The sequence below is a fragment of the Dermacoccus sp. PE3 genome (genome assembly GCF_001021715.1).
Classification (GTDB): domain Bacteria; phylum Actinomycetota; class Actinomycetes; order Actinomycetales; family Dermatophilaceae; genus Dermacoccus; species Dermacoccus abyssi.
Window position 1 is genome coordinate 130,309 of the sequence record NZ_LDCM01000003.1, and the last position, 18,484, is coordinate 148,792.

The window sequence follows — 18,484 nt, forward strand, 5'->3', positions numbered from 1 at the left end:
CGCCTGACGCCCGACTCCATGACTGCCGAAGGGGGCGCGAGGCGACACGTCTCGTCGCGCCCTTCGGCGTCGGTGGTGGGGCCGCGGAAACTCGGCGCGAGGTCAGGCCGCGCGGGCCCATGCGGGGCGGGTGACGTGGTCGTAGTAGTCGAGCAGCTTGTTCGTCATGCCGGCCCACGAGCGGTCGGCGACCTTGCGGACTGCGGAGGCGCCCATGCGCTCGCGCATCGCCTCGTCGGCGACGAGCGAGCCGACGCTGCGGCGCAGCGCGCCGGGCGTGCTCGGGTCGAAGAGCAGGCCGGTCACGCCGGGCTTGACGATGTCGAGCGGCCCGCCGGCCGCCGGCGCCACGACGGGCAGCCCGCTCGCCATCGCCTCCTGCAGCGTCTGACCGAAGGTTTCCTTCGTGCCGGTGTGGACGAAGACGTCGAAGCTCGCGTAGCTGCGCGCCAACGTCGCACCCTCCTGGCGGCCGAGGAAGTGTGCGTTCGGCAGGAGCCGTTCGAGGTCGTCGCGATCAGGGCCCTCACCGACGATGGCGATGCTGATGCCCGGCAGGCCGGCGATCTCCTCGAGACGGTGCAGTTCCTTCTCCGGTGCGAGTCGACCCACGTAACCCACGATCACCTCGCCGTTGGGCGCGAGTCGTTCACGCAGGGCGAGCACCTGGGGGTCGGTCTTGAGCGTGGCGTCGAACTGCGCCGTGTCGACCCCGCGACCCCACAGGGCAACGCGCGGTACGCCGTGTTCTGCCAACTCGGCAGTGGCTGCGCTGCTCGGCGCGAGCGTCAGATCCGCCAACGAGTGGAGGTGACGCACCCAGCGCCACGACGTGCGGTGCGCGAAGTCGCCCAGCACGCCACCGTGCTGGGCGACGTAGCTCGGCATGTCCGTCTGGTAGATCGCCACACTCGGGATCGCGAGGTTGCGTGCAGCGGCGAGCGCGCGGGCGCCGAGCCCGAACGGCGAGGCGGCGTGAACGACATCAGGTGCGAACTGCAGCAGGATCTGCTCGAGTTGCTTCGTCGGCAAGCCCACGCGGAACGCGCGGACGGTGACGCTCGGCACCGTCTTCACGGCGAACCCGAGATAGTTCGACGGCGCAGGGCCGGGGCACACGACGAGCACCTCGTGGCCACCCTGAGCAGCGAGGCAGTCGAGCACCCGGCAGACACTCGTGGTGACGCCGTTGAGGGTGGGAAGGAACGACTCGGTCACGATGGCGATGCGCACATGCTCATGACAGCCCTGTGACGTGGCGCGTGCTTGGCGAAGGGATGAACGATGAGCGCACCGGAAGGTGATCGGCACGTGAACCCGCCTGAGCTCATCGGTAGGCCTGAAGCGGGGTTCTATGCCGAGTCCATTACCGTTAGGCCCATGCACGAAGCGCAGCACGGTCCGATTCCAGGTTTCTGGGGCGTCATTCCTGCCGGGGGCTCCGGCACGCGCCTGTGGCCCCTCTCGCGGGCCAACTCGCCCAAGTTCCTGCACGACCTCACGGGCTCGGGTCGCTCGCTCCTTCAGGGCACGGTCGACCGCCTCAAGCCGCTGTGCGGCAACAACCTGCTCATCGTGACCGGTGCGGCGCACGCCGAGGCCGTGCGCGAGCAACTCAGCGAACTCGGTGACGACGACCTGCTCGTCGAGCCCAGCCCGCGCGAATCGATGCCCGCCATCGGGCTCGCCGCGGCCATCCTCGCCCAGCGCGACCCCGACGCGGTTCTCGGCTCGTTCGCCGCCGACCAGGTCGTCGGCGGCACCGACATCTTCGAGGCCACCGTGCGCCAAGCCGTGGAGGTGGCGCGCCACGACTACCTCGTCACGGTCGCCATCAAGCCCACCTACCCGTCCACCGGATTCGGCTACATCCGGGCGGGCGCCAACCTGCGCATCGAAGGCGCCCCCGACGCGACGATCGTCAAGGCCTTCGTCGAGAAGCCAGACGGCCCCACCGCGCAGGCGTACGTCGCCGTCGGAGAGTACTCCTGGAACGCCGGCATGTTCGTGGTCAAGGCAGCGACGCTCATGCAGATGATCGAGGATTACCAGCCCCGCCTGGCCGAGTACCTGCGGATCATCGCCGCCAACCCCTTCCGCCTCGCCGAACTGTGGCCGCGCCTGACGAAGATCGCCATCGACAACGCCATCGCCGAGCCCGCCGCCGTCGACGGTCGCGTTGCCACCGTTCCGGGAGATTTCTCCTGGGACGATGTCGGCGACTTCGCGTCCCTCGCGTCGCTGCTCGTCGAATCGGCGGAGGCGCCCGGCGTCAAGGTGCTCGGTGAGAGCGAACTCGTCGTCATGCAGGACGCGACGGGCGTCGTGGCTCCACGCTCCGGTCGAACCGTCGTCGCCATGGGCCTCGAGGACATCGTCGTCGTCGACACCGTCGACGCCGTGCTCGTCACCACCCGCGAGCGGGCGCAGGACGTCAAGCAGGTCGTCGAACAGCTCAAGCTGACGGGCCGCGAAGACCTCACCTGATCCACCGAGTGGAGCCACACGCGGCCGTTCGGGGACAATGAACGTATGAACTTTGATCTCGACGCCGTCCGCCGAGCGACCCTCACCCACGGGTACGAGCGCGCCATGCGCCCGGCCCTGTTCCGCATCGGCGGGGGAGATGCCGAGGCCGCACACCACGCGACCCTCCAGGCGATGGCGCAGTTCGGTTCGCTGCCCGCCGCCGGGCTCATCGCCGACGTCGTCGGAGCAGCCCTCGGCGCACCCGACGACGCCGTGACGATCGCGGGGATCCGCTTTCCGGGCCGCGTCGGCCTCGCCGCCGGCGTCGACAAGGACGGCGTCGCCGTCACCTCCTGGGGCGCGCTGGGCTTCGGCCACGTCGAGGTCGGCACCGTCACCGCCGAGGCGCAACCGGGCAACCCGCAGCCGCGCCTGTTCCGCCTCAAGGCCAGTCACGGCCTCATCAACCGCATGGGGTTCAACAACGACGGCTCCCAGGCGCTCGCGGCCACACTGCGTCGCGCACGTTCGAGCGGCAACCTCTCCATTCCCGTCGGCGTCAGCCTCGGCAAGACGAAGACGACGCCCGTCGAGGAAGCCACACGCGACTACCTCACGTCGCTCGGGCGTCTCAGCGGCCTGGCCGACTACTTCGCCGTCAATGTCTCCAGCCCCAACACGCCCGGCCTGCGGACCCTGCAGGACAAGGCGCCGCTTCTCGAACTGCTCCAGTCGATCACGGCGCGCGAGCGCAACCTCGCGGCCGAACGCGGCGCGCGTCCCACGCCCGTCTTCGTCAAGATCGCCCCCGACCTCACCGAGGAAGCCCTCGAGGACGTGCTCGAGGTGGCCCACGGCTCGGGTGTCTCCGGCCTCATTGCGACGAACACGACGCTCGCGCGTGACGGCCTCGCCCGCGCCGACCTCACCCTTGCGTCCGAGGCCGGCGGTCTCTCGGGCGCCCCGCTGACGCGTCGCGCCCGCGAGGTCGTCGGGTTCCTCGCGAGCCGCACTCAGCTGCCCATCATCGGGGTCGGCGGCATCATGTCCGCCGACGACGGTCTCGCGCTCATGGACTCCGGCGCCGACCTGCTCCAGGTCTACAGCGGCTTCATCTACAAGGGGCCGGGCCTCGTGCGTGATCTCAACGAAGCCCTGCGCACGCGAGCCCGCCGCGGCTGAACCTTCCACAGGGCCAATCGCTTCGGCACCCTCGCGCCCGGTCCGCCGGATAAGGTGCGGCTATGAGTGGCGCAACGGATCGCAGTCGGATGACGGAGTCGGGGCTCGGGCTCAAGCCCGTGTACACGGCGAACGATCTTTCGGGGTTCAACGCCGACGAACGACTCGGCAATCCGGGGGAGTACCCGTTCACCCGCGGCGTGTACCCCTCGATGTACACCGGTCGCCCCTGGACGATGCGCCAGTACGCCGGCTTCGGCACCGCCCGGGAGAGCAACCAGCGCTACCACGAGCTCGTCGCCAACGGCACCGGCGGCCTCTCCGTCGCCTTCGACCTGCCGACCCAGATGGGCTACGACTCGGACGCCGCCCTCGCGCACGGTGAGGTCGGCAAGGTCGGCGTCGCCATCGACTCGCTCGACGACATGCTCGTTCTCTTCGACGGCCTGCCGCTCGACGAGGTCTCCACCTCGATGACGATCAACGCGCCCGCCTCGAGCCTGCTGCTCATGTACCAGCTCGCCGCAGAACGTCAGGGCATCCCGGGAGCCAAGCTCACCGGAACGATCCAGAACGACGTGCTCAAGGAGTACATCGCGCGCGGCACGTACATCTACCCGCCGGCCGAATCCCTGCGCCTCATCTCGAACATCTTCGAGTACTGCCACAAGGAGATTCCGCGCTGGAACACGATCTCCATCTCGGGATACCACATGGCCGAGGCGGGAGCGACGCCCGCGCAGGAGATCGCCTTCACCCTGGCCAACGCCAAGGAGTACGTGCGCGCCGCGCTCGCGGCCGGCCTCGACGTCGACGACTTCGCCCCGCGCCTGTCGTTCTTCTTCGTCGCCCGCACGACGCTGCTCGAGGAGGTCGCCAAGTTCCGCGCGGCCAGGCGCCTGTGGGCGCGCATCATGCGCGAGGAGTTCGGTTCGAAGAACCCGAAGTCGCAGATGCTGCGCTTCCACACCCAAACGGCAGGCGTGCAGCTCACCGCGCAGCAGCCCGAGGTCAACCTCGTGCGCGTCGCGCTGCAGGGCCTCGGCGCCGTGCTCGGCGGTACGCAGAGCCTGCACACCAACTCCTACGACGAGGCCATCGCTCTGCCCACGGCCAAGGCGGCCCGCCTCGCCCTGCGCACCCAGCAGATCCTTGCGTTCGAGACCGACGTGACGAAGACCGTCGACCCGTTCGCAGGCAGTTACGTCGTCGAGTCGATGACGAACGACCTCGAGGAGGAGGCGCTCGCGCTCATCCAGGCCGTCGAGGACAAGGGCGGCGCCGTCAAGGCCATCGAAGAGGGCTTCCAGAAGACCGAGATCGAGAAGAGCGCCTACGACGTGGCGCTGCAGATCGACCACGGCGAGCGCGTCGTCGTCGGCGTCAACCGCTACCAGCTCGACGAGGAGGAGCCCTACGAGCCCCTTCGCGTCGACCCGTCCATCGAAGCCGAGCAGTGCGAGCGGCTTGCGCAGCTGCGCAAGAACCGTGACCAGAGCGTCGTCGACGCAGCCCTCGAGAAGATGCAGAAGGCCGCGCAGGGCAACGACAACGTCCTGTGGCCCATGCGTGACGCCCACGTCGCCGGCGCCACGGGTGGCGAGGTCAGCGATGCTCTGCGCGAGGTCTGGGGCAAGTACGTCCCGCAGGATGTGTTCTGAGCCGGTGCTGATCCGCTCGTTCGACGACACGAGGAGATGGTGGCGCTGAGTCGCCCGAAACTGCCACAGGCAGGGCTCGGTCAGCGCATCGCCACCATCGCGTTGTTGCTGCTTGCCCTCATTGCCGCCATCGCGTTGCTCTCGCGTGGCTCGGATGACGGCCGATCGTCCGGGCCCGTGCCCTCGCCGTTCACAGCGCAGAGCTACGGCAGCGACACTTTCGCCTCGGGCGGGTCGGACGGCTCGAGTTCTTCACCCTCGTCGTCGCAGGCGAGGGGTGGGGAGGACGGCCTCGCCACCGTGCGTCTGTCGCAACTGCCGCGTCAGGCTCGAGAGACGGTGGCGCTCATCGACGACGGTGGGCCCTACCCCTACCGCCGTGACGGCGTCGTCTTCGGCAATCGCGAACGGATCCTTCCGCGCCAGGCGTCCGGCTGGTATCACGAGTACACGGTGAGCACCCCGGGCTCGTCCGACCGCGGGGCGCGCAGGATCGTCACGGGCAAGGACGGCACGATGTATTACACGGACGATCATTACGAGACGTTCAGGAGGGTCGTGCGATGACGACCGCAGCGGTGCGAGACCTCGTGACGGCGGGGCGTGGCGGCTGGGTGCCGCGCGGTCTCGTGGGCCCGACGGCCGACGAACTTCGAACGATCTGCGCCGACTCCGGGTGGGCGTTCGCCGAGGTGACGTTGAACGGCGTCGTCGACAAGAAGGGGCTGATGCGCACCCTCGCCCAACAGCTCGGCCTTCCCGATCACTTCGGGCACAACTGGGACGCGCTCGCGGACTGCCTCGCGGATCTGGCCCCCGAAGCGCCCGGCGTCGTCCTGCGCCTGCGCGGGTTGTGGCGCATTCCCGAGCCGCTCGTCGAGCCGCTCGTCGAGGTTCTCGACGAGCGCGTGGGCGCTGCCATCCATCGCGACGACCTCGAGGCCGGGCGGCCGATTGCGGGGGAGGGGTCGGACGACGGAGTTCCGCACGCTTCCGCGCCGCTGCTCATCGTGGCCGACCCACCTCTTCCGGTGCGTCGCTGAGCACTTATCACACGAAGGAATCCGGGCGGTGGATAACGGTTAGGTCACCACTCGTCATCCGCCCTTATTGTCCCTGTGACTCGCGGGTACGCTTGGTGGGTTGGCAGTCGTGACTGCGACGCCCGATCTGCTCGACGGCCCTCGCGCCGCTTAACCCAAGGAGTGCCCCGTGAAGCGGGTTGTTTCCATCGCTGCCGCCGTCGCTATGACGGCCGGCCTCGCCGCCTGTGGTTCGAACGACAAGTCCGCCGGCGGTTCCGGCAACGGTTCCTCGGGTTCCGAGTTCAAGGCCGCCATCGCCTTCGACGTGGGCGGTCGTGGTGACCACTCCTTCAACGACGCCTCGTACGCGGGTATGGAAGCGGCGAAGAAGAAGATCCCGAACCTCAAGATCACGACCGCCGAGGCCGGCGAGGGTGAGAACGACCAGGCTCGCGAGAACCGTCTCAGCCAGCTCGCAGCGTCGGGCAACAAGGCGATCGTCGCGGTCGGCTTCGTCTACGCCAAGTCCATCGGCACCGTCGCCAAGAAGTACCCGAACGTGAAGTTCGCCATCATCGACGACGCGTCGCCCGACTCCAAGGGCACGAACGTCGAGCAGATCACCTTCAAGGAGCACGAGGCGTCCTACCTCGCCGGCGTCGCCGCCGCGAAGATGAGCAAGACGGGCCACATCGGCTTCGTCGGTGGCGTCAACGTTCCGCTGATCCAGAAGTTCGAGGCCGGTTACTTCGCGGGCGCCAAGCACGCCAACCCGAAGATCAAGATCGACAAGACGTACCTCACGCCGGCCGGTGACTTCAGCGGCTTCGCTGCTCCGGACAAGGGCAAGGCCTCGGCCAACTCGATGTTCCAGAAGGGCGCCGACATCGTCTACGCCGCTGCCGGCAAGTCGGGTGACGGCGTCATCCAGGCCGCGCACTCCGCGGGCAAGTGGGCCATCGGTGTCGACTCCGACCAGGCCCTGACGGCCGACAAGTCCGTCGCCGGCTCGGTGCTCACCTCCGCCATGAAGAACTGCTCCGGCACGGTCGAGGACTTCGTGGGCTCCGTCAAGGACGACAAGTTCTCCGGCGGCAACAAGGAGTTCGGCCTCAAGGAGGACGGCGTCTCGCTGGCCACGACGGGCAACCACCTGTCGGCCGAGGCGAAGAAGGCTGTCGACGACGCCAAGAAGGAGATCGTCGACGGCAAGGTCAAGGTTTCCCCGACCCCGTCCAAGTAGTTCCACACCGGCTCAAGGTCCGGCATGCGGGTATCCTGCGTGCCGGACCTTGACGGTTTGACCAGGAGTGTGCGTCATCGACACCACCGACACCCCCGAAGCGCCCACCGGCGTGAGCGGCATCGCCGTCGCCGATGTGACGGCGCCCCCGAGCGGGGCCCTCGCCGTCGACCTCGACGGCATCACGAAGCGATTCCCCGGCGTCGTCGCCAACAAGGACCTGCACCTGCAGGTCGAGCGCGGCACGATCCACGCCATCGTCGGCGAGAACGGTGCCGGTAAGTCGACGCTCATGAAGATCCTTTACGGCGTGCAGAAGCCGGACGAAGGCACGATCCGCATCAACGGCGACGAGGTCTCCTTCTCCTCGCCGAAGGACGCCATCAAGGCCGGCGTCGGCATGGTGTTCCAGCACTTCATGCTGGCCGACAACCTCACGGTGCTCGAGAACGTCGTCCTCGGCGCCGAGAAGCTGCACGGCATCGGCTCCAAGGCCCGTGACGAGATCAAGCGCATCTCCGACGCCTACGGCCTCGGCGTGCGCCCCGAGATGATGGTCGCCGACCTCGGCGTCGGCGCCCGCCAGCGCGTGGAGATCCTCAAGGTTCTCTACCGCGGCGCCAAGATCCTCATCCTCGACGAGCCCACGGCCGTGCTCGTGCCGCAGGAGGTCGACGAACTCTTCGGCAACCTCAAGGAGATGAAGTCCGAGGGCCTCACCGTCCTGTTCATCTCGCACAAGCTCGACGAGGTGCGCGGCGTCGCCGACGACATCACCGTCATCCGCCGCGGTACGACGATCGACCGCGTCAAGAGCTCGTCGGTGACGAGCAAACAGCTCGCCGAGCTCATGGTCGGTTCGCAGCTGCCGACGCCCGAGACGCAGGAGTCGACGGTCACCGACCGCGTCGTCATGCAGATCACCGACGTCACGCTCGCCGATCCGGCCGGTGGCCCCGCGCTGCTGTCCGACCTCGACCTCACGATCCACGCCGGTGAGGTGCTCGGTATTGCAGGTGTCGAGGGCAACGGCCAGGCCGAGCTCGTCGAGACGATCCTCGGCATGCGTCGCGCGGACGCCGGCACCGTCGTCGTCGAGAACGACGACATCACGGCGTGGCCCACGCGTCGCATCCGTGAGAACGGCATCGGTTACATCCCCGAGGACCGTCACCGCCACGCCCTGCTTCTCGGCGCGCCGCTGTGGGAGAACCGCATGCTCGGCCATCAGCGTCAGGAGCCGGCGAGCAAGGGCTGGCGCCTCACGCCCAAGGCCGCGAAGGGCGACACGCAGCGCATCGTCGAGGCCTACGACGTGCGTACGCCGAGCATCGACGTCACCGCCGGTTCGCTCTCGGGTGGTAACCAGCAGAAGCTCATCTTCGGCCGCGAGATGTCGCACGCCCCGCGCGTGCTCGTCGCCGCCCACCCCACCCGTGGTGTCGACGTCGGCGCCCAGTCGGCGATCTGGGACCACATCAAGGACGCCCGCCGCGAGGGTCTCGCCGTGCTCCTCATCTCCGCGGACCTCGACGAGCTCATCGGTCTGTCCGACACGATCCGCGTCATCCTGCGCGGCAAGCTCTCGGGTGAGTTCGACCCGAAGACCGTCACCGCCGAGCAGCTCGGTGCCGCCATGACGGGCGCCAACAGCCCCGAGAACGCCACCACCGTCGATGCGCAGGAGGAAGCTGCACGATGAACTCCACGCTCCGAAGGATCGGCGTGGCTGTCGCTGCGCCGTTGCTCGCCATCGCGATCGCGGTCGTTCTGACCTCGATCGTCCTGCTCGCCCTCGGCAACGCCGTCGGGCCGGTCTGGCAGGTCTTCCTGTCGACGCCGATGCAGGGCGTCGCCGAGGCCATCGTCAACGACGCCGCCGTCCTCTACCTCTCCGGTATCGCCGTGGCCATCGGCTTCCGGATGAACCTGTTCAACATCGGCGTCGACGGCCAGTACCGCGTCGCTGCCTTCGCGGCCGCGCTCTTCGCCGGCCAGGGCTGGCTGCCCGGCTTCCTCAACGTCATCGGTGCCCTCGTGCTCGCGATGCTCGTCGGTGCCGCCTGGGCCGGCATCATCGCGGTGCTCAAGGTGACGCGCGGCGTCTCCGAGGTCATCAGCTCGATCATGCTCAACTCGATCGCCACCGGCGTCGTCTCCTGGCTGCTGTTCAAGGTCGCCGACAAGCAGGAGGGCTCGAACGCGACGAACACGAAGAACATCCCGGAGAGCTCGCACGTTCCGGCGCTCGCGCAGACCGCCACGGGCCAGATCTTCGGTCTGACGATCCTCGCCGTGCTCGTCGGCATCGCCTACTGGTACGTCATCAACCACACACGCTTCGGCTTCGACCTGCGCGCGACGGGCTCGTCCGAGTCGGCCGCCGTCGCCTCCGGTGTGAGCGTCAAGAAGATGACGATCACCGCGATGCTGCTCTCGGGTGCCGTTGCGGGCCTCGTCGGCATGCCGCAGCTCTTCGGTCAGGACTTCAACTACGGCTCCAACAGCCAGACGGGCCTCGGCTTCGCCGGCATCGCCGTCGCGCTCATCGGCCGTAACCACCCGATCGGCATCGGCTTCGGCGCGCTGCTGTGGGCCTACCTCAACGGTCAGTCGAACGCGCTACAGATCAACGCGGGCGTCAACGCCTCCCTCGTCAACATCATCCAGGGCGTCATGGTGCTCGCCGTCGTCATCGCGTACGAACTCGTGCGTCGTTGGGACAAGCGCATCGAGGCCCGACGTGTCGCCGCCGAACTCGCCGCAGGCAAGACCGCAGGAGCCACCGCATGAGCACCGTCGCTGCTACCGCAACCCAGCCGAAGCGGACGCTCGGGCTGCCGCGCAAGGCGCTCCTTCCGCTCGCGCTCGTCGCCGTCGTTCTCGGCCTGTCGATCCTTCGCGTCGCCACCGGCGTCAACGACATCGACTCCTCGAACGCCATCTCTGCGGCCCTCGTGGCCGCTGTGCCGCTGGCCCTCGCCGGTCTCGGTGGTCTGTGGTCCGAGCGGGCCGGTGTTGTCAACATCGGTCTCGAGGGCATGATGATCATGGGCTCGTGGAGCGCTGCCTTCGCGGCCTACCACTACGGCCCGTGGGCCGGCGTGCTCGGCGGCATCCTCGGCGGCATGCTCTTCGGCCTGCTCCACGCCATCGCCACCGTGTTCTTCGGCGTCGACCACATCGTCTCCGGTGTGGCCATCAACCTGCTCGGTGCGGGCCTGACGAAGTTCCTCGCCGAGCGCTTCTTCTCCGAACTGCCCGGCGGTGGCCCCACCCAGAGCCCGAGCCTGCCGGACGTCGCGAGCGTCACCCTTCCCGGGTCGAGCGCTCTCGTCGACATCGAGAAGAACCACTGGTTCCTCGTCTCCGATGTCGCCGGCATCCTCGCCGGTCTGACGAAGGACGTCTCGCTGCTCACGCTGCTCGCCATCGGCCTCGTCATCGGCACGATCTTCGTCCTGTGGAAGACCTCGTTCGGTCTGCGCCTGCGCAGCTGTGGTGAGGCGCCGCAGGCGGCCGAGACCCTCGGCGTCAACGTGTACCTCTACAAGACGATCGCCGTCGTCGTCTCCGGTGGTCTCGCCGGTCTCGGCGGTGGCTTCCTCGCGATGGTCGCGTCCGACGGATTCCAGCAGGGCCAGACGGGTGGCCGCGGCTACATCGGTCTCGCCGCGATGATCTTCGGTAACTGGATGCCGATCGGCACCGCCCTTGGCGCGCTGCTCTTCGGTTACACCCAGGCTCTCCAGCTGCGTGGTGGCGACCAGGTGCACGCGCTGCTGCTCCTCGTGGGCGCGGGCGTTCTCGTCGGCGCCGTGTGGATGGCGGTCAAGAAGCGCGTGCTCCACGCCGTCATCCTCGCCGTCGCCGGTGTGCTCGTGCTCATGTGGTACTTCGGATCGGACACGATCGACCCGAACCTCACGGCCACAGCGCCGTACGTCGTCACACTCCTCGTGATGGCGTTCGCCAGCCAACACCTGCGGATGCCGGCTGCTGACGGCGCCATCTACCGCAAGGGCGAAGCAGGCTAGTTTTTCTGCGCGTCTTCCGGCGGGGAGGCTTCGCAAGCTCAGCCTCCCCCCTCGGTGCGACACGCGTCGCACGTCTCCAGACGGCCTCAAGGTGAAAGGCGGCCTCGACATGACACAGGTACCCGACTCTGTGGACTGGGAGCTGCTGCGCGGCGAGGCCGTCGCCGTCTGCGCCAGGGCGTACGTGCCGTACTCCCGGTTCCCGGTCGGCGTGGCCGCGCTCACGACGCGCGGTCGCATCCTCACCGGCTGCAACGTCGAGAATGCCGCCTACGGCGTCGTCCTGTGCGCCGAGTGCGGCCTCGTCTCGTCGCTCTACGGCACGGGCGAGTCCCGCGGTGACGGCCCGGTGCTCGACCACGAGGAGGAGCGCGAACTGCTCGTCGCCCTCTCGTGCGTCGACGGCAACGGCACGCCCATCACGCCGTGCGGCCGATGCCGTCAGCTGCTCTTCGAGCACGCGAGCCCCGACATGCTCATCGAGATGGACGGTGGGCCGCCGCTGCCGCTCACCGACCTCCTTCCCCACGCGTTCGGCGCCCCCAACCTGGGTGCCGTCGCCACCGCAGCAGCGACCCTGAAAGGTGATTCATGACCCCCGCGAACTCCACGCACGAAGCGTTCGACGCCGTCGACCTCATCCGCACCAAGCGTGACTCCGGAACCCTCTCGAACGACGAGATCGACTGGATGATCGACGCCTACACGCGTGGTGCGGTCGCCGACGAGCAGATGGCCGCCATGGCGATGGCGATCCTGCTCAACGGCATGTCGCGCGAGGAGATCGCCCGCTGGACGAAGGCGATGATCGCCTCCGGTGAGCGCATGGACTTCTCGTCGCTGTCCGTGCCGACGGCCGACAAGCACTCCACCGGCGGCGTCGGTGACAAGATCACGTTGCCGCTGGCGCCGCTCGTCGCGGTCTTCGACGTCGCCGTCCCGCAGCTCTCGGGCCGCGGCCTCGGCCACACCGGCGGCACGCTCGACAAGATGGAGTCCATCGCCGGGTGGCGGGCCTCCCTGACGAACGCCGAGATGATGCGTCAGCTCGAGCGCGTCGGCGCCGTCGTCTGCGCAGCCGGTGACGGCCTCGCGCCGGCCGACAAGAAGCTCTACGCGCTGCGCGACGTCACCGGCACGGTGGAGGCGATCCCGCTCATCGCCAGCTCGATCATGAGCAAGAAGATCGCCGAGGGCACAGGTGCGCTCGTGCTCGACGTCAAGGTCGGCTCCGGTGCCTTCATGAAGAACGAGGAGAACGCGCGCGAGCTCGCGCGCACCATGGTCGACCTCGGCACGGACGCGGGCGTCAACACCGTCGCGCTGCTCACCGACATGTCGACGCCGCTCGGCCTCACCGCAGGCAACGCCCTGGAGGTGCGCGAGTCGGTCGAGGTGCTCGCCGGTGGCGGCCCCAAGGATGTCGTCGACCTCACCGTAGCGCTCGCTGTCGAGATGCTCGCGGCGGCCGGTCGCCCACAGGACGAGGACGCGGTGCGCAAGGCGCTCACCGACGGCCGGGCCATGACGAAGTGGCGCGCGATGCTCGGCGCTCAGGGCGGTGACCCCGAGGCGACGCTGCCCACCGCGAAGGAAACGCACGTCATCACGGCACCGTCGTCCGGTGTGCTGACGAAGCTCGACGCCCTCGCCGTCGGCGTCAGCGCGTGGCGCCTCGGCGCCGGGCGTGCGCGCAAGGAGGACCCGGTGCAGGCGGGCGCCGGTATCGAGATGCACGCGAAACCGGGCGACCACGTCACGGCGGGCCAGCCGCTGCTCACGCTCCACACCGACACTCCGGAGCGCTTCGACCGCGCCGTCGCTGCGCTCGAGGGCGGCTACGAGATCTCGGCGAACAGCGGTGACTTCACGCCGCGCGACATCGTGCTGGAGCGCATCAGCTGACGCTGCTCTTTGGCTACGTTCGTTGCGGTTGGTGACGGTGCACCGTCACCAACCGCAACGAACGTAGCCACTCTGGGACACCGCTTCGCGCGTCTTCCACCGTGACGTCGCGTGGCAAGAGGCCCGCCGCGGAGCACTAGGCTGACCGCATGCCTGAACTCCTCACCACGCCGGTGCGCATTCCCGTACCCGGCGGCAAGATCATCAACGAACACGTGGGCGTCGCGTCAACCGGCGAGCGCGCGGTCTCCGTGGCTCACATGAAGGCGCCTGCCGGGTGGGACGAGCCGGCGCAGACGCCCCAGTTCGACGAGGTGACGCTCGTGCTCGCCGGTCAGGTGCGCGTCGAGCACGACGGCGGCACGCTCGAGGTCGAGGCCGGCCAGAGCGTCGTCACCCGCGCGGGGGAGCGCGTGCGCTACACCGTCGGCCCCGACGGCGCCGAGTACGTTGCCGTCTGCCTGCCGGCGTTCACGCCCGAAACGGTTGGCCGCGAGGACGAAGGAACGAACGCATGAGCGACGAGACCACGAAGAGCACCCTGAGCGAGGACGTCATCGCGCGGCTGCCGAAGGTCGTTCTCCACGACCACCTCGACGGCGGCGTGCGCCCGGCCACGGTGCTCGAACTCGCCCGTGAGACCGATTACGACGCACTGCCCGCCGACGACGAGGCGTCGCTCGCCGCGTGGTTCCGTGACAGCGCAGACTCCGGTTCGCTCGAGCGCTACCTCGAGACGTTCGCGCACACCGTCGGCGTCATGCAGACGCGCGAGGCCATCGAGCGCGTGGCCCGAGAGTGCGCCCTCGACCACTCGAACGACGGCGTCGTCTACGCCGAGGTGCGCTTCGCGCCCGAACTGCACATCGAACAGGGACTCGGTCTCGACGAGGTCGTCGACGCAGTGCTGGCAGGCTTCGAGGCCGGCGCCCGCGAGTCCGAGAGCCAGGGACGCCCGATCGTGATGCGCGCCCTGCTCACCGCGATGCGTCACGCGGCCAAGAGCGTCGAGATTGCCGAGCTGGCCGTCGCCTACCGCGACCAGGGTGTCGTCGGCTTCGACATCGCCGGCGCCGAGGCCGGCTTCCCTCCCACCCGTCACCTCGACGCGTTCGAGTACCTGCGCCGCGAGAACGCCCACTTCACGATTCACGCCGGTGAGGCGTTCGGTCTGCCGAGCATCTGGGAGGCCATTCAGTACTGCGGCGCCGAGCGGCTCGGCCACGGCGTGCGCATCACCGACGACATCAGCGTGGACGGCGTGGAGTACGGCGAACTCGACGAACCGGCACGTGCCGCGCTCCCGGCCCGCGTGCGCACCGGTGAGGCCGACGTCCGCCTCGGCCGCCTCGCCGCGTTCGTGCGTGACCGCCGCATCGCGCTGGAGGTCTGCCCCCGCTCGAACCTCCAGACCGGCGCTGCTCTCTCGCTGCGTTCGCACCCGATCTCACTGCTGCTCGCGCTGGGCTTCCGCGTCGCACTGAGCACCGACAACCGCCTCATGAGCGACACGTCGATGACGAAGGAGATGACGGGCCTCGTCCGCGAGGCGGGCTGGACGCTGGCCGACCTCGAGAAGGTCACCGTCAACGCGATGAAGTCCGCGTTTGTGGGCTTCGACGAGCGACTCGACATCATCATGACCGTGATCAAGCCGGCCTACGCCGTGGCACGCGGCCAGGGCTGACGAACGCACGAACACGACGGCCCGTTTCCCCTCAAGGGGAAACGGGCCGTCGTTCGCGTTTCGGACGGGTCAGCGTCCGAGGACGGAGCGCCTGATGCGCGCGTCGCGTTCGATGCGGCGGGCGTCGGCGTCGCGACGCAGGACGCTGATGGCGACGAGAACGGCGAAGGGGTCGTGGCCCGGCGGGGGAGGCGGCGTCACATGCGGGAGGACCTCGCGCAGCGTCTGCGTCACAACGGCGTTGAACGCCGGGGTACGCATGACGTGCTGTTGGCGCACGAGGAAGGCCATCCGTGCCGCGAGGTCCTGCGGTAGCGGGCTGACGACGGCGGGGGAGTCGGCCCACGCCGCGAGTTGCCTCGGCATTTGGGCGGGCGGCGGTAGCGTGAGTCCTCGGGTTTCACGCACGACGTAGGTACCGGCCGCGAGGTCGCCGAGTCGCCTCGCGCGGCTCGTCAGCGTGGCCGTGATGAGAGCGACCATGCCTGCGGTGCCGATGATCTCGACGAAGCCCACGAAGCTGCGGACGAGAGCGTGACGGAACGAGATGGCGCCGCCGTCGGTGCGCACGACCCGCATGCCGAGAATGAGTTTTCCGAGGCTACGCCCGAGCGTGAGGGTCTCGACCACCGTCGGCAGGAGCACGAAGGAGGTCACGAGGACGACGATGCTCCACCCTGCTCGGACCGCATCCGAGGCGGTGCCGACCAGCTTCAGCGCGGCCCAGTTGAGGCAGAAGAAGGTCACCGCCCACACGATGAGGTCGATGATCACGCCGAGAATGCGCATGCCGACGCCGGCCGGGGGCAGGTCGAGAGCGACCGCCTCACCGGTGATCTGCGCCGGGCCGGTGAGATCCCGCAGCGGGCGCAGTTCCCGATCGTCGACGTGTGCCACGCGAACAGGTTACTGGCCGCAGCCGGTGCGTAGAGTACGAGCGTGGATGTGGAAGCCGTTGTCGCAGCGCACCGCGAGGAGTGGGCCCGTCTCGACGAACTCGGGCGCAAACGGCGCCTGACTGGCACCGAGGCCGAGGAGATGCTCGACCTCTACCAGCGCGCGGCGTCACACCTCTCGCTCGTGCAGTCCACGTCGGCCGATCCCGTTCTCACGCAGTACCTCTCGACGATCATCGCCCGTGCCCGGGTGAAGTCCTCGCGCGACTTCCGGGCCGATCCGGGGGCGTTCGCCCGCTTCTTCCTCGAGACGTTTCCGGCCATCTGCTACCGCGCCTGGCGCTGGTGGGCCGGCGTCGGCGTCGCCTTCGTCGTGCTGACGGCCCTCGTGGCCTGGTGGACGGCGACGCACCCCGCGTTCGTCTCGAGCGTCCTCAGCCCGGAGGAGATCTCGCAGCTGACCCGGCACGACTTCGAGGACTACTACTCCTCCTACGCGGCCCAAGACTTCGCGTTCCGGGTCTGGACGAACAACGCGTGGGTCGCGGCCCTGTGCATCACCCTCGGCGCCCTCGGTTTTCCCATTCCGCTCCTGCTGTGGTCGAACATCGTCAACACGGGCGTCTCCGCTGGCCTCATGGCCTCCGACGACCGGCTCTCGCTGTTCTTCGGCCTCATCCTGCCCCACGGCATGCTCGAACTGACGTCGATCTTCGTCGCCGCCGGCATCGGTCTGCGCGGCTTCTGGTCGTGGATCGAACCGGGCCCCCGCTCGCGCGCCGACGCGTTCGCGGCGGAGATGCGCACGGCGTTCACTGCGGCGATGGGCCTCGTCGCCGTTCTGGCGCTGTGCGGCTTCATCGAGGCCTTCGTCACGCCGTCCGGGCTGCCCACGCCGGTGCGCCTGCTCATCGGCTTCACGGCGTGGTGTTCTTTCATCGCGTACGTCGTCATCCTCGGTCGCCGCGCGGTGGCGGCCGGTGTGACGGGTGACGTCGACGCCCGCCTGCGTGAGGACGAACTCGTCGCCGGCTGACCGGCGCTACAGGCGGCCCTCGCGCTTGAGGACGAGGTAGTGGTCGGCGAGGGCCGGCGCGAGGCGCTCGGGTGGTTCGTGCAGCACCGAGATGCCGTGACGTTCCAACGCCGCGCGCATCGTCGTCGTGCGGTGCCGGAGTCGTTCGGCGGCCGCGGCTCCGTAGACGTCGCGCACGTTGTCGCGCTTCGCCGCGATGGCGCCCACCTCCGGATCGGCCACGGAGGCGATGACGACCCGGGTCTCGCGGGCCAGAGCCGGAAGCAGCGGAACGAGGGATTCCTCGATGGCGGCGGGTTCGAACGGCGTGACGATAACGAGCATCGAGCCGCGGCGCATGTCGGCGGTGGCTTCCTGTACGAGGCGTGACCAGTCGGGTTCGACGAGGCGTGACTCGAGCGGAGCCATGGCGAGCATCATGCGCCGCACCGCCTCATTGCGACCGCTCGTCGGCGGGACGTGCGCGAGAACAGTACGGTCGCCTGCCGTCCATTCGACGTTGTCGCCGGCGTGACCGGCCAGAGCGGCCAGGAGGAGGCTGGCCTCCATGCCGGCGTCGAGGCGTGTGGTGTCGGCGAGGCGCCCTGCGCTGAGCCGCCCGGTGTCGAGCAGGATCGAGACGCGGCGATCGCGTTCGGGCCGCCACGTCCGGACGACGGGAGCGCGGCGTCGTGCCGTGGCCCTCCAGTCGATGCTGCGCACGTCGTCGCCGCGAACGTAGTCGCGCAGCGAGTCGAACTCGCTGCCGCTGCCGGGAGCACGCACCAGCGAGCGTCCCTCGATCTCGCGAAGCTGCACGAGACGACTCGGCAGGTGGGCGCGTGAACTGAAGGCGGGCAGCACGCGCACCAGGCCCGGTTCGTCGAGGCGCGTCTGGCGACCGGCCAACCGGAGCGGACCGGCCGAGCGCACCGTGATGGCGTCGTTCGGGCGCATTCCGCGCCGCGTGGGGAGCAGGTGAACGACGTGGTCGACGCTCGCGCCGGGGGCGAGGTTCAACACGCTACGGTCGTCCTGGGCGCCGGCTCCGGGCGACCAGACGTCGCGAACGGCGCCCCGGAACGTACGCGACGTCGGGTTCGTCACGACGAGGTGCGAGACGGTTTCCTCGCCGAGACGAACGCCATCGGGCTGGCGACGCTCGAACTGCAACGACGACGGCCGCGGCGCCAGGAGGACGTCGAGGCTGGCGAGGAGCGCCACGACGACGAACCACACGAGGACGAGTTGCGTCGAGGGCACGACGAACACGACGAGGCAGACCGCGGCCATTGCGGCGACTGCGGGCCATCTCAGATACACGGCTTACCTCCTCACGGGATCGTTGTGGTCAGTGGGACGTC

17 protein-coding genes are annotated in these 18,484 nt (G+C 68.9%); 14 read left to right on the plus strand and 3 right to left on the minus strand.

The window, feature by feature from the left end; translation table 11 throughout:
- Positions 1-102 precede the first annotated feature (102 nt).
- Positions 103-1,218 (minus strand): glycosyltransferase family 1 protein, encoded by a 1,116-nt coding sequence (locus AA983_RS08500; protein ID WP_231579574.1) that lies wholly within the window; start codon positions 1,216-1,218, stop codon positions 103-105.
- A 162-nt stretch (positions 1,219-1,380) separates the two neighbouring features.
- On the opposite strand from AA983_RS08500, the gene AA983_RS08505 reads away from it, so the two are divergent.
- The 13 genes from AA983_RS08505 to AA983_RS08565 all read left to right on the plus strand — a co-directional run bounded on the left by AA983_RS08505 (position 1,381) and on the right by AA983_RS08565 (position 15,209).
- Positions 1,381-2,487: a mannose-1-phosphate guanylyltransferase gene (locus AA983_RS08505; RefSeq protein WP_047311846.1), complete on the plus strand. Its 1,107-nt coding sequence runs from the start codon at positions 1,381-1,383 to the stop codon at positions 2,485-2,487.
- 45 nt (positions 2,488-2,532) lie between these two features.
- Positions 2,533-3,651, plus strand: coding sequence for a quinone-dependent dihydroorotate dehydrogenase (locus AA983_RS08510; RefSeq protein ID WP_047311847.1), 1,119 nt, complete (start codon positions 2,533-2,535; stop codon positions 3,649-3,651).
- A gap of 62 nt (positions 3,652-3,713) precedes the next feature.
- Positions 3,714-5,312: a methylmalonyl-CoA mutase gene (locus AA983_RS08515; protein WP_047311848.1), complete on the plus strand. Its 1,599-nt coding sequence runs from the start codon at positions 3,714-3,716 to the stop codon at positions 5,310-5,312.
- Positions 5,313-5,351: 39 nt separating this feature from the next.
- Positions 5,352-5,879: a ribonuclease domain-containing protein gene (locus AA983_RS08520; protein WP_231579575.1), complete on the plus strand. Its 528-nt coding sequence runs from the start codon at positions 5,352-5,354 to the stop codon at positions 5,877-5,879.
- A complete protein-coding gene (locus tag AA983_RS14850; RefSeq protein ID WP_052947017.1) occupies positions 5,876-6,355 on the plus strand; it encodes a barstar family protein in 480 nt (159 codons plus the stop codon). Before AA983_RS08520 ends, AA983_RS14850 begins: the two co-directional genes overlap by 4 nt.
- A 169-nt stretch (positions 6,356-6,524) precedes the next feature.
- A complete protein-coding gene (locus AA983_RS08530) occupies positions 6,525-7,580 on the plus strand; it encodes a BMP family protein (RefSeq protein ID WP_047311849.1) in 1,056 nt (351 codons plus the stop codon).
- 67 nt (positions 7,581-7,647) lie between these two features.
- Positions 7,648-9,282 carry an ABC transporter ATP-binding protein gene (locus AA983_RS08535; protein WP_082128812.1) on the plus strand — a complete coding sequence of 545 codons (1,635 nt, stop codon included), beginning with the start codon at positions 7,648-7,650 and terminating at the stop codon, positions 9,280-9,282.
- 23 nt (positions 9,283-9,305) lie between these two features.
- Complete coding sequence (locus AA983_RS08540) at positions 9,306-10,373, plus strand: ABC transporter permease (RefSeq protein ID WP_319803792.1); 1,068 nt, start codon at positions 9,306-9,308, stop codon at positions 10,371-10,373.
- Complete coding sequence (locus tag AA983_RS08545; RefSeq protein ID WP_047311851.1) at positions 10,370-11,617, plus strand: ABC transporter permease; 1,248 nt, start codon at positions 10,370-10,372, stop codon at positions 11,615-11,617. Before AA983_RS08540 ends, AA983_RS08545 begins: the two co-directional genes overlap by 4 nt.
- A 109-nt stretch (positions 11,618-11,726) precedes the next feature.
- Positions 11,727-12,212: a cytidine deaminase gene (locus AA983_RS08550; protein ID WP_047311852.1), complete on the plus strand. Its 486-nt coding sequence runs from the start codon at positions 11,727-11,729 to the stop codon at positions 12,210-12,212.
- Positions 12,209-13,522, plus strand: a complete 1,314-nt coding sequence (locus AA983_RS08555; protein ID WP_047311853.1) for a thymidine phosphorylase — start codon at positions 12,209-12,211, stop codon at positions 13,520-13,522. Before AA983_RS08550 ends, AA983_RS08555 begins: the two co-directional genes overlap by 4 nt.
- Before the next feature lie 149 nt (positions 13,523-13,671).
- Complete coding sequence (locus AA983_RS08560) at positions 13,672-14,040, plus strand: cupin domain-containing protein (protein ID WP_047311854.1); 369 nt, start codon at positions 13,672-13,674, stop codon at positions 14,038-14,040.
- Positions 14,037-15,209 carry an adenosine deaminase gene (locus AA983_RS08565; protein WP_047311855.1) on the plus strand — a complete coding sequence of 391 codons (1,173 nt, stop codon included), beginning with the start codon at positions 14,037-14,039 and terminating at the stop codon, positions 15,207-15,209. The genes AA983_RS08560 and AA983_RS08565 overlap by 4 nt, the downstream gene beginning before the upstream one ends.
- Before the next feature lie 69 nt (positions 15,210-15,278).
- On the opposite strand, the gene AA983_RS08570 is transcribed toward AA983_RS08565, so the two are convergent.
- Complete coding sequence (locus AA983_RS08570; RefSeq protein WP_047311856.1) at positions 15,279-16,106, minus strand: RDD family protein; 828 nt, start codon at positions 16,104-16,106, stop codon at positions 15,279-15,281.
- A 42-nt stretch (positions 16,107-16,148) separates the two neighbouring features.
- Here AA983_RS08570 and AA983_RS08575 point away from each other — a divergent pair, with 42 nt between their 5' ends.
- Positions 16,149-17,141, plus strand: a complete 993-nt coding sequence (locus AA983_RS08575) for a stage II sporulation protein M (protein WP_047311857.1) — start codon at positions 16,149-16,151, stop codon at positions 17,139-17,141.
- A 6-nt stretch (positions 17,142-17,147) separates the two neighbouring features.
- Here AA983_RS08575 and AA983_RS08580 read toward each other — a convergent pair whose 3' ends face one another.
- A complete protein-coding gene (locus AA983_RS08580) occupies positions 17,148-18,443 on the minus strand; it encodes a DUF58 domain-containing protein (protein ID WP_052947018.1) in 1,296 nt (431 codons plus the stop codon).
- Between the last annotated feature and the right edge of the window lie 41 nt (positions 18,444-18,484).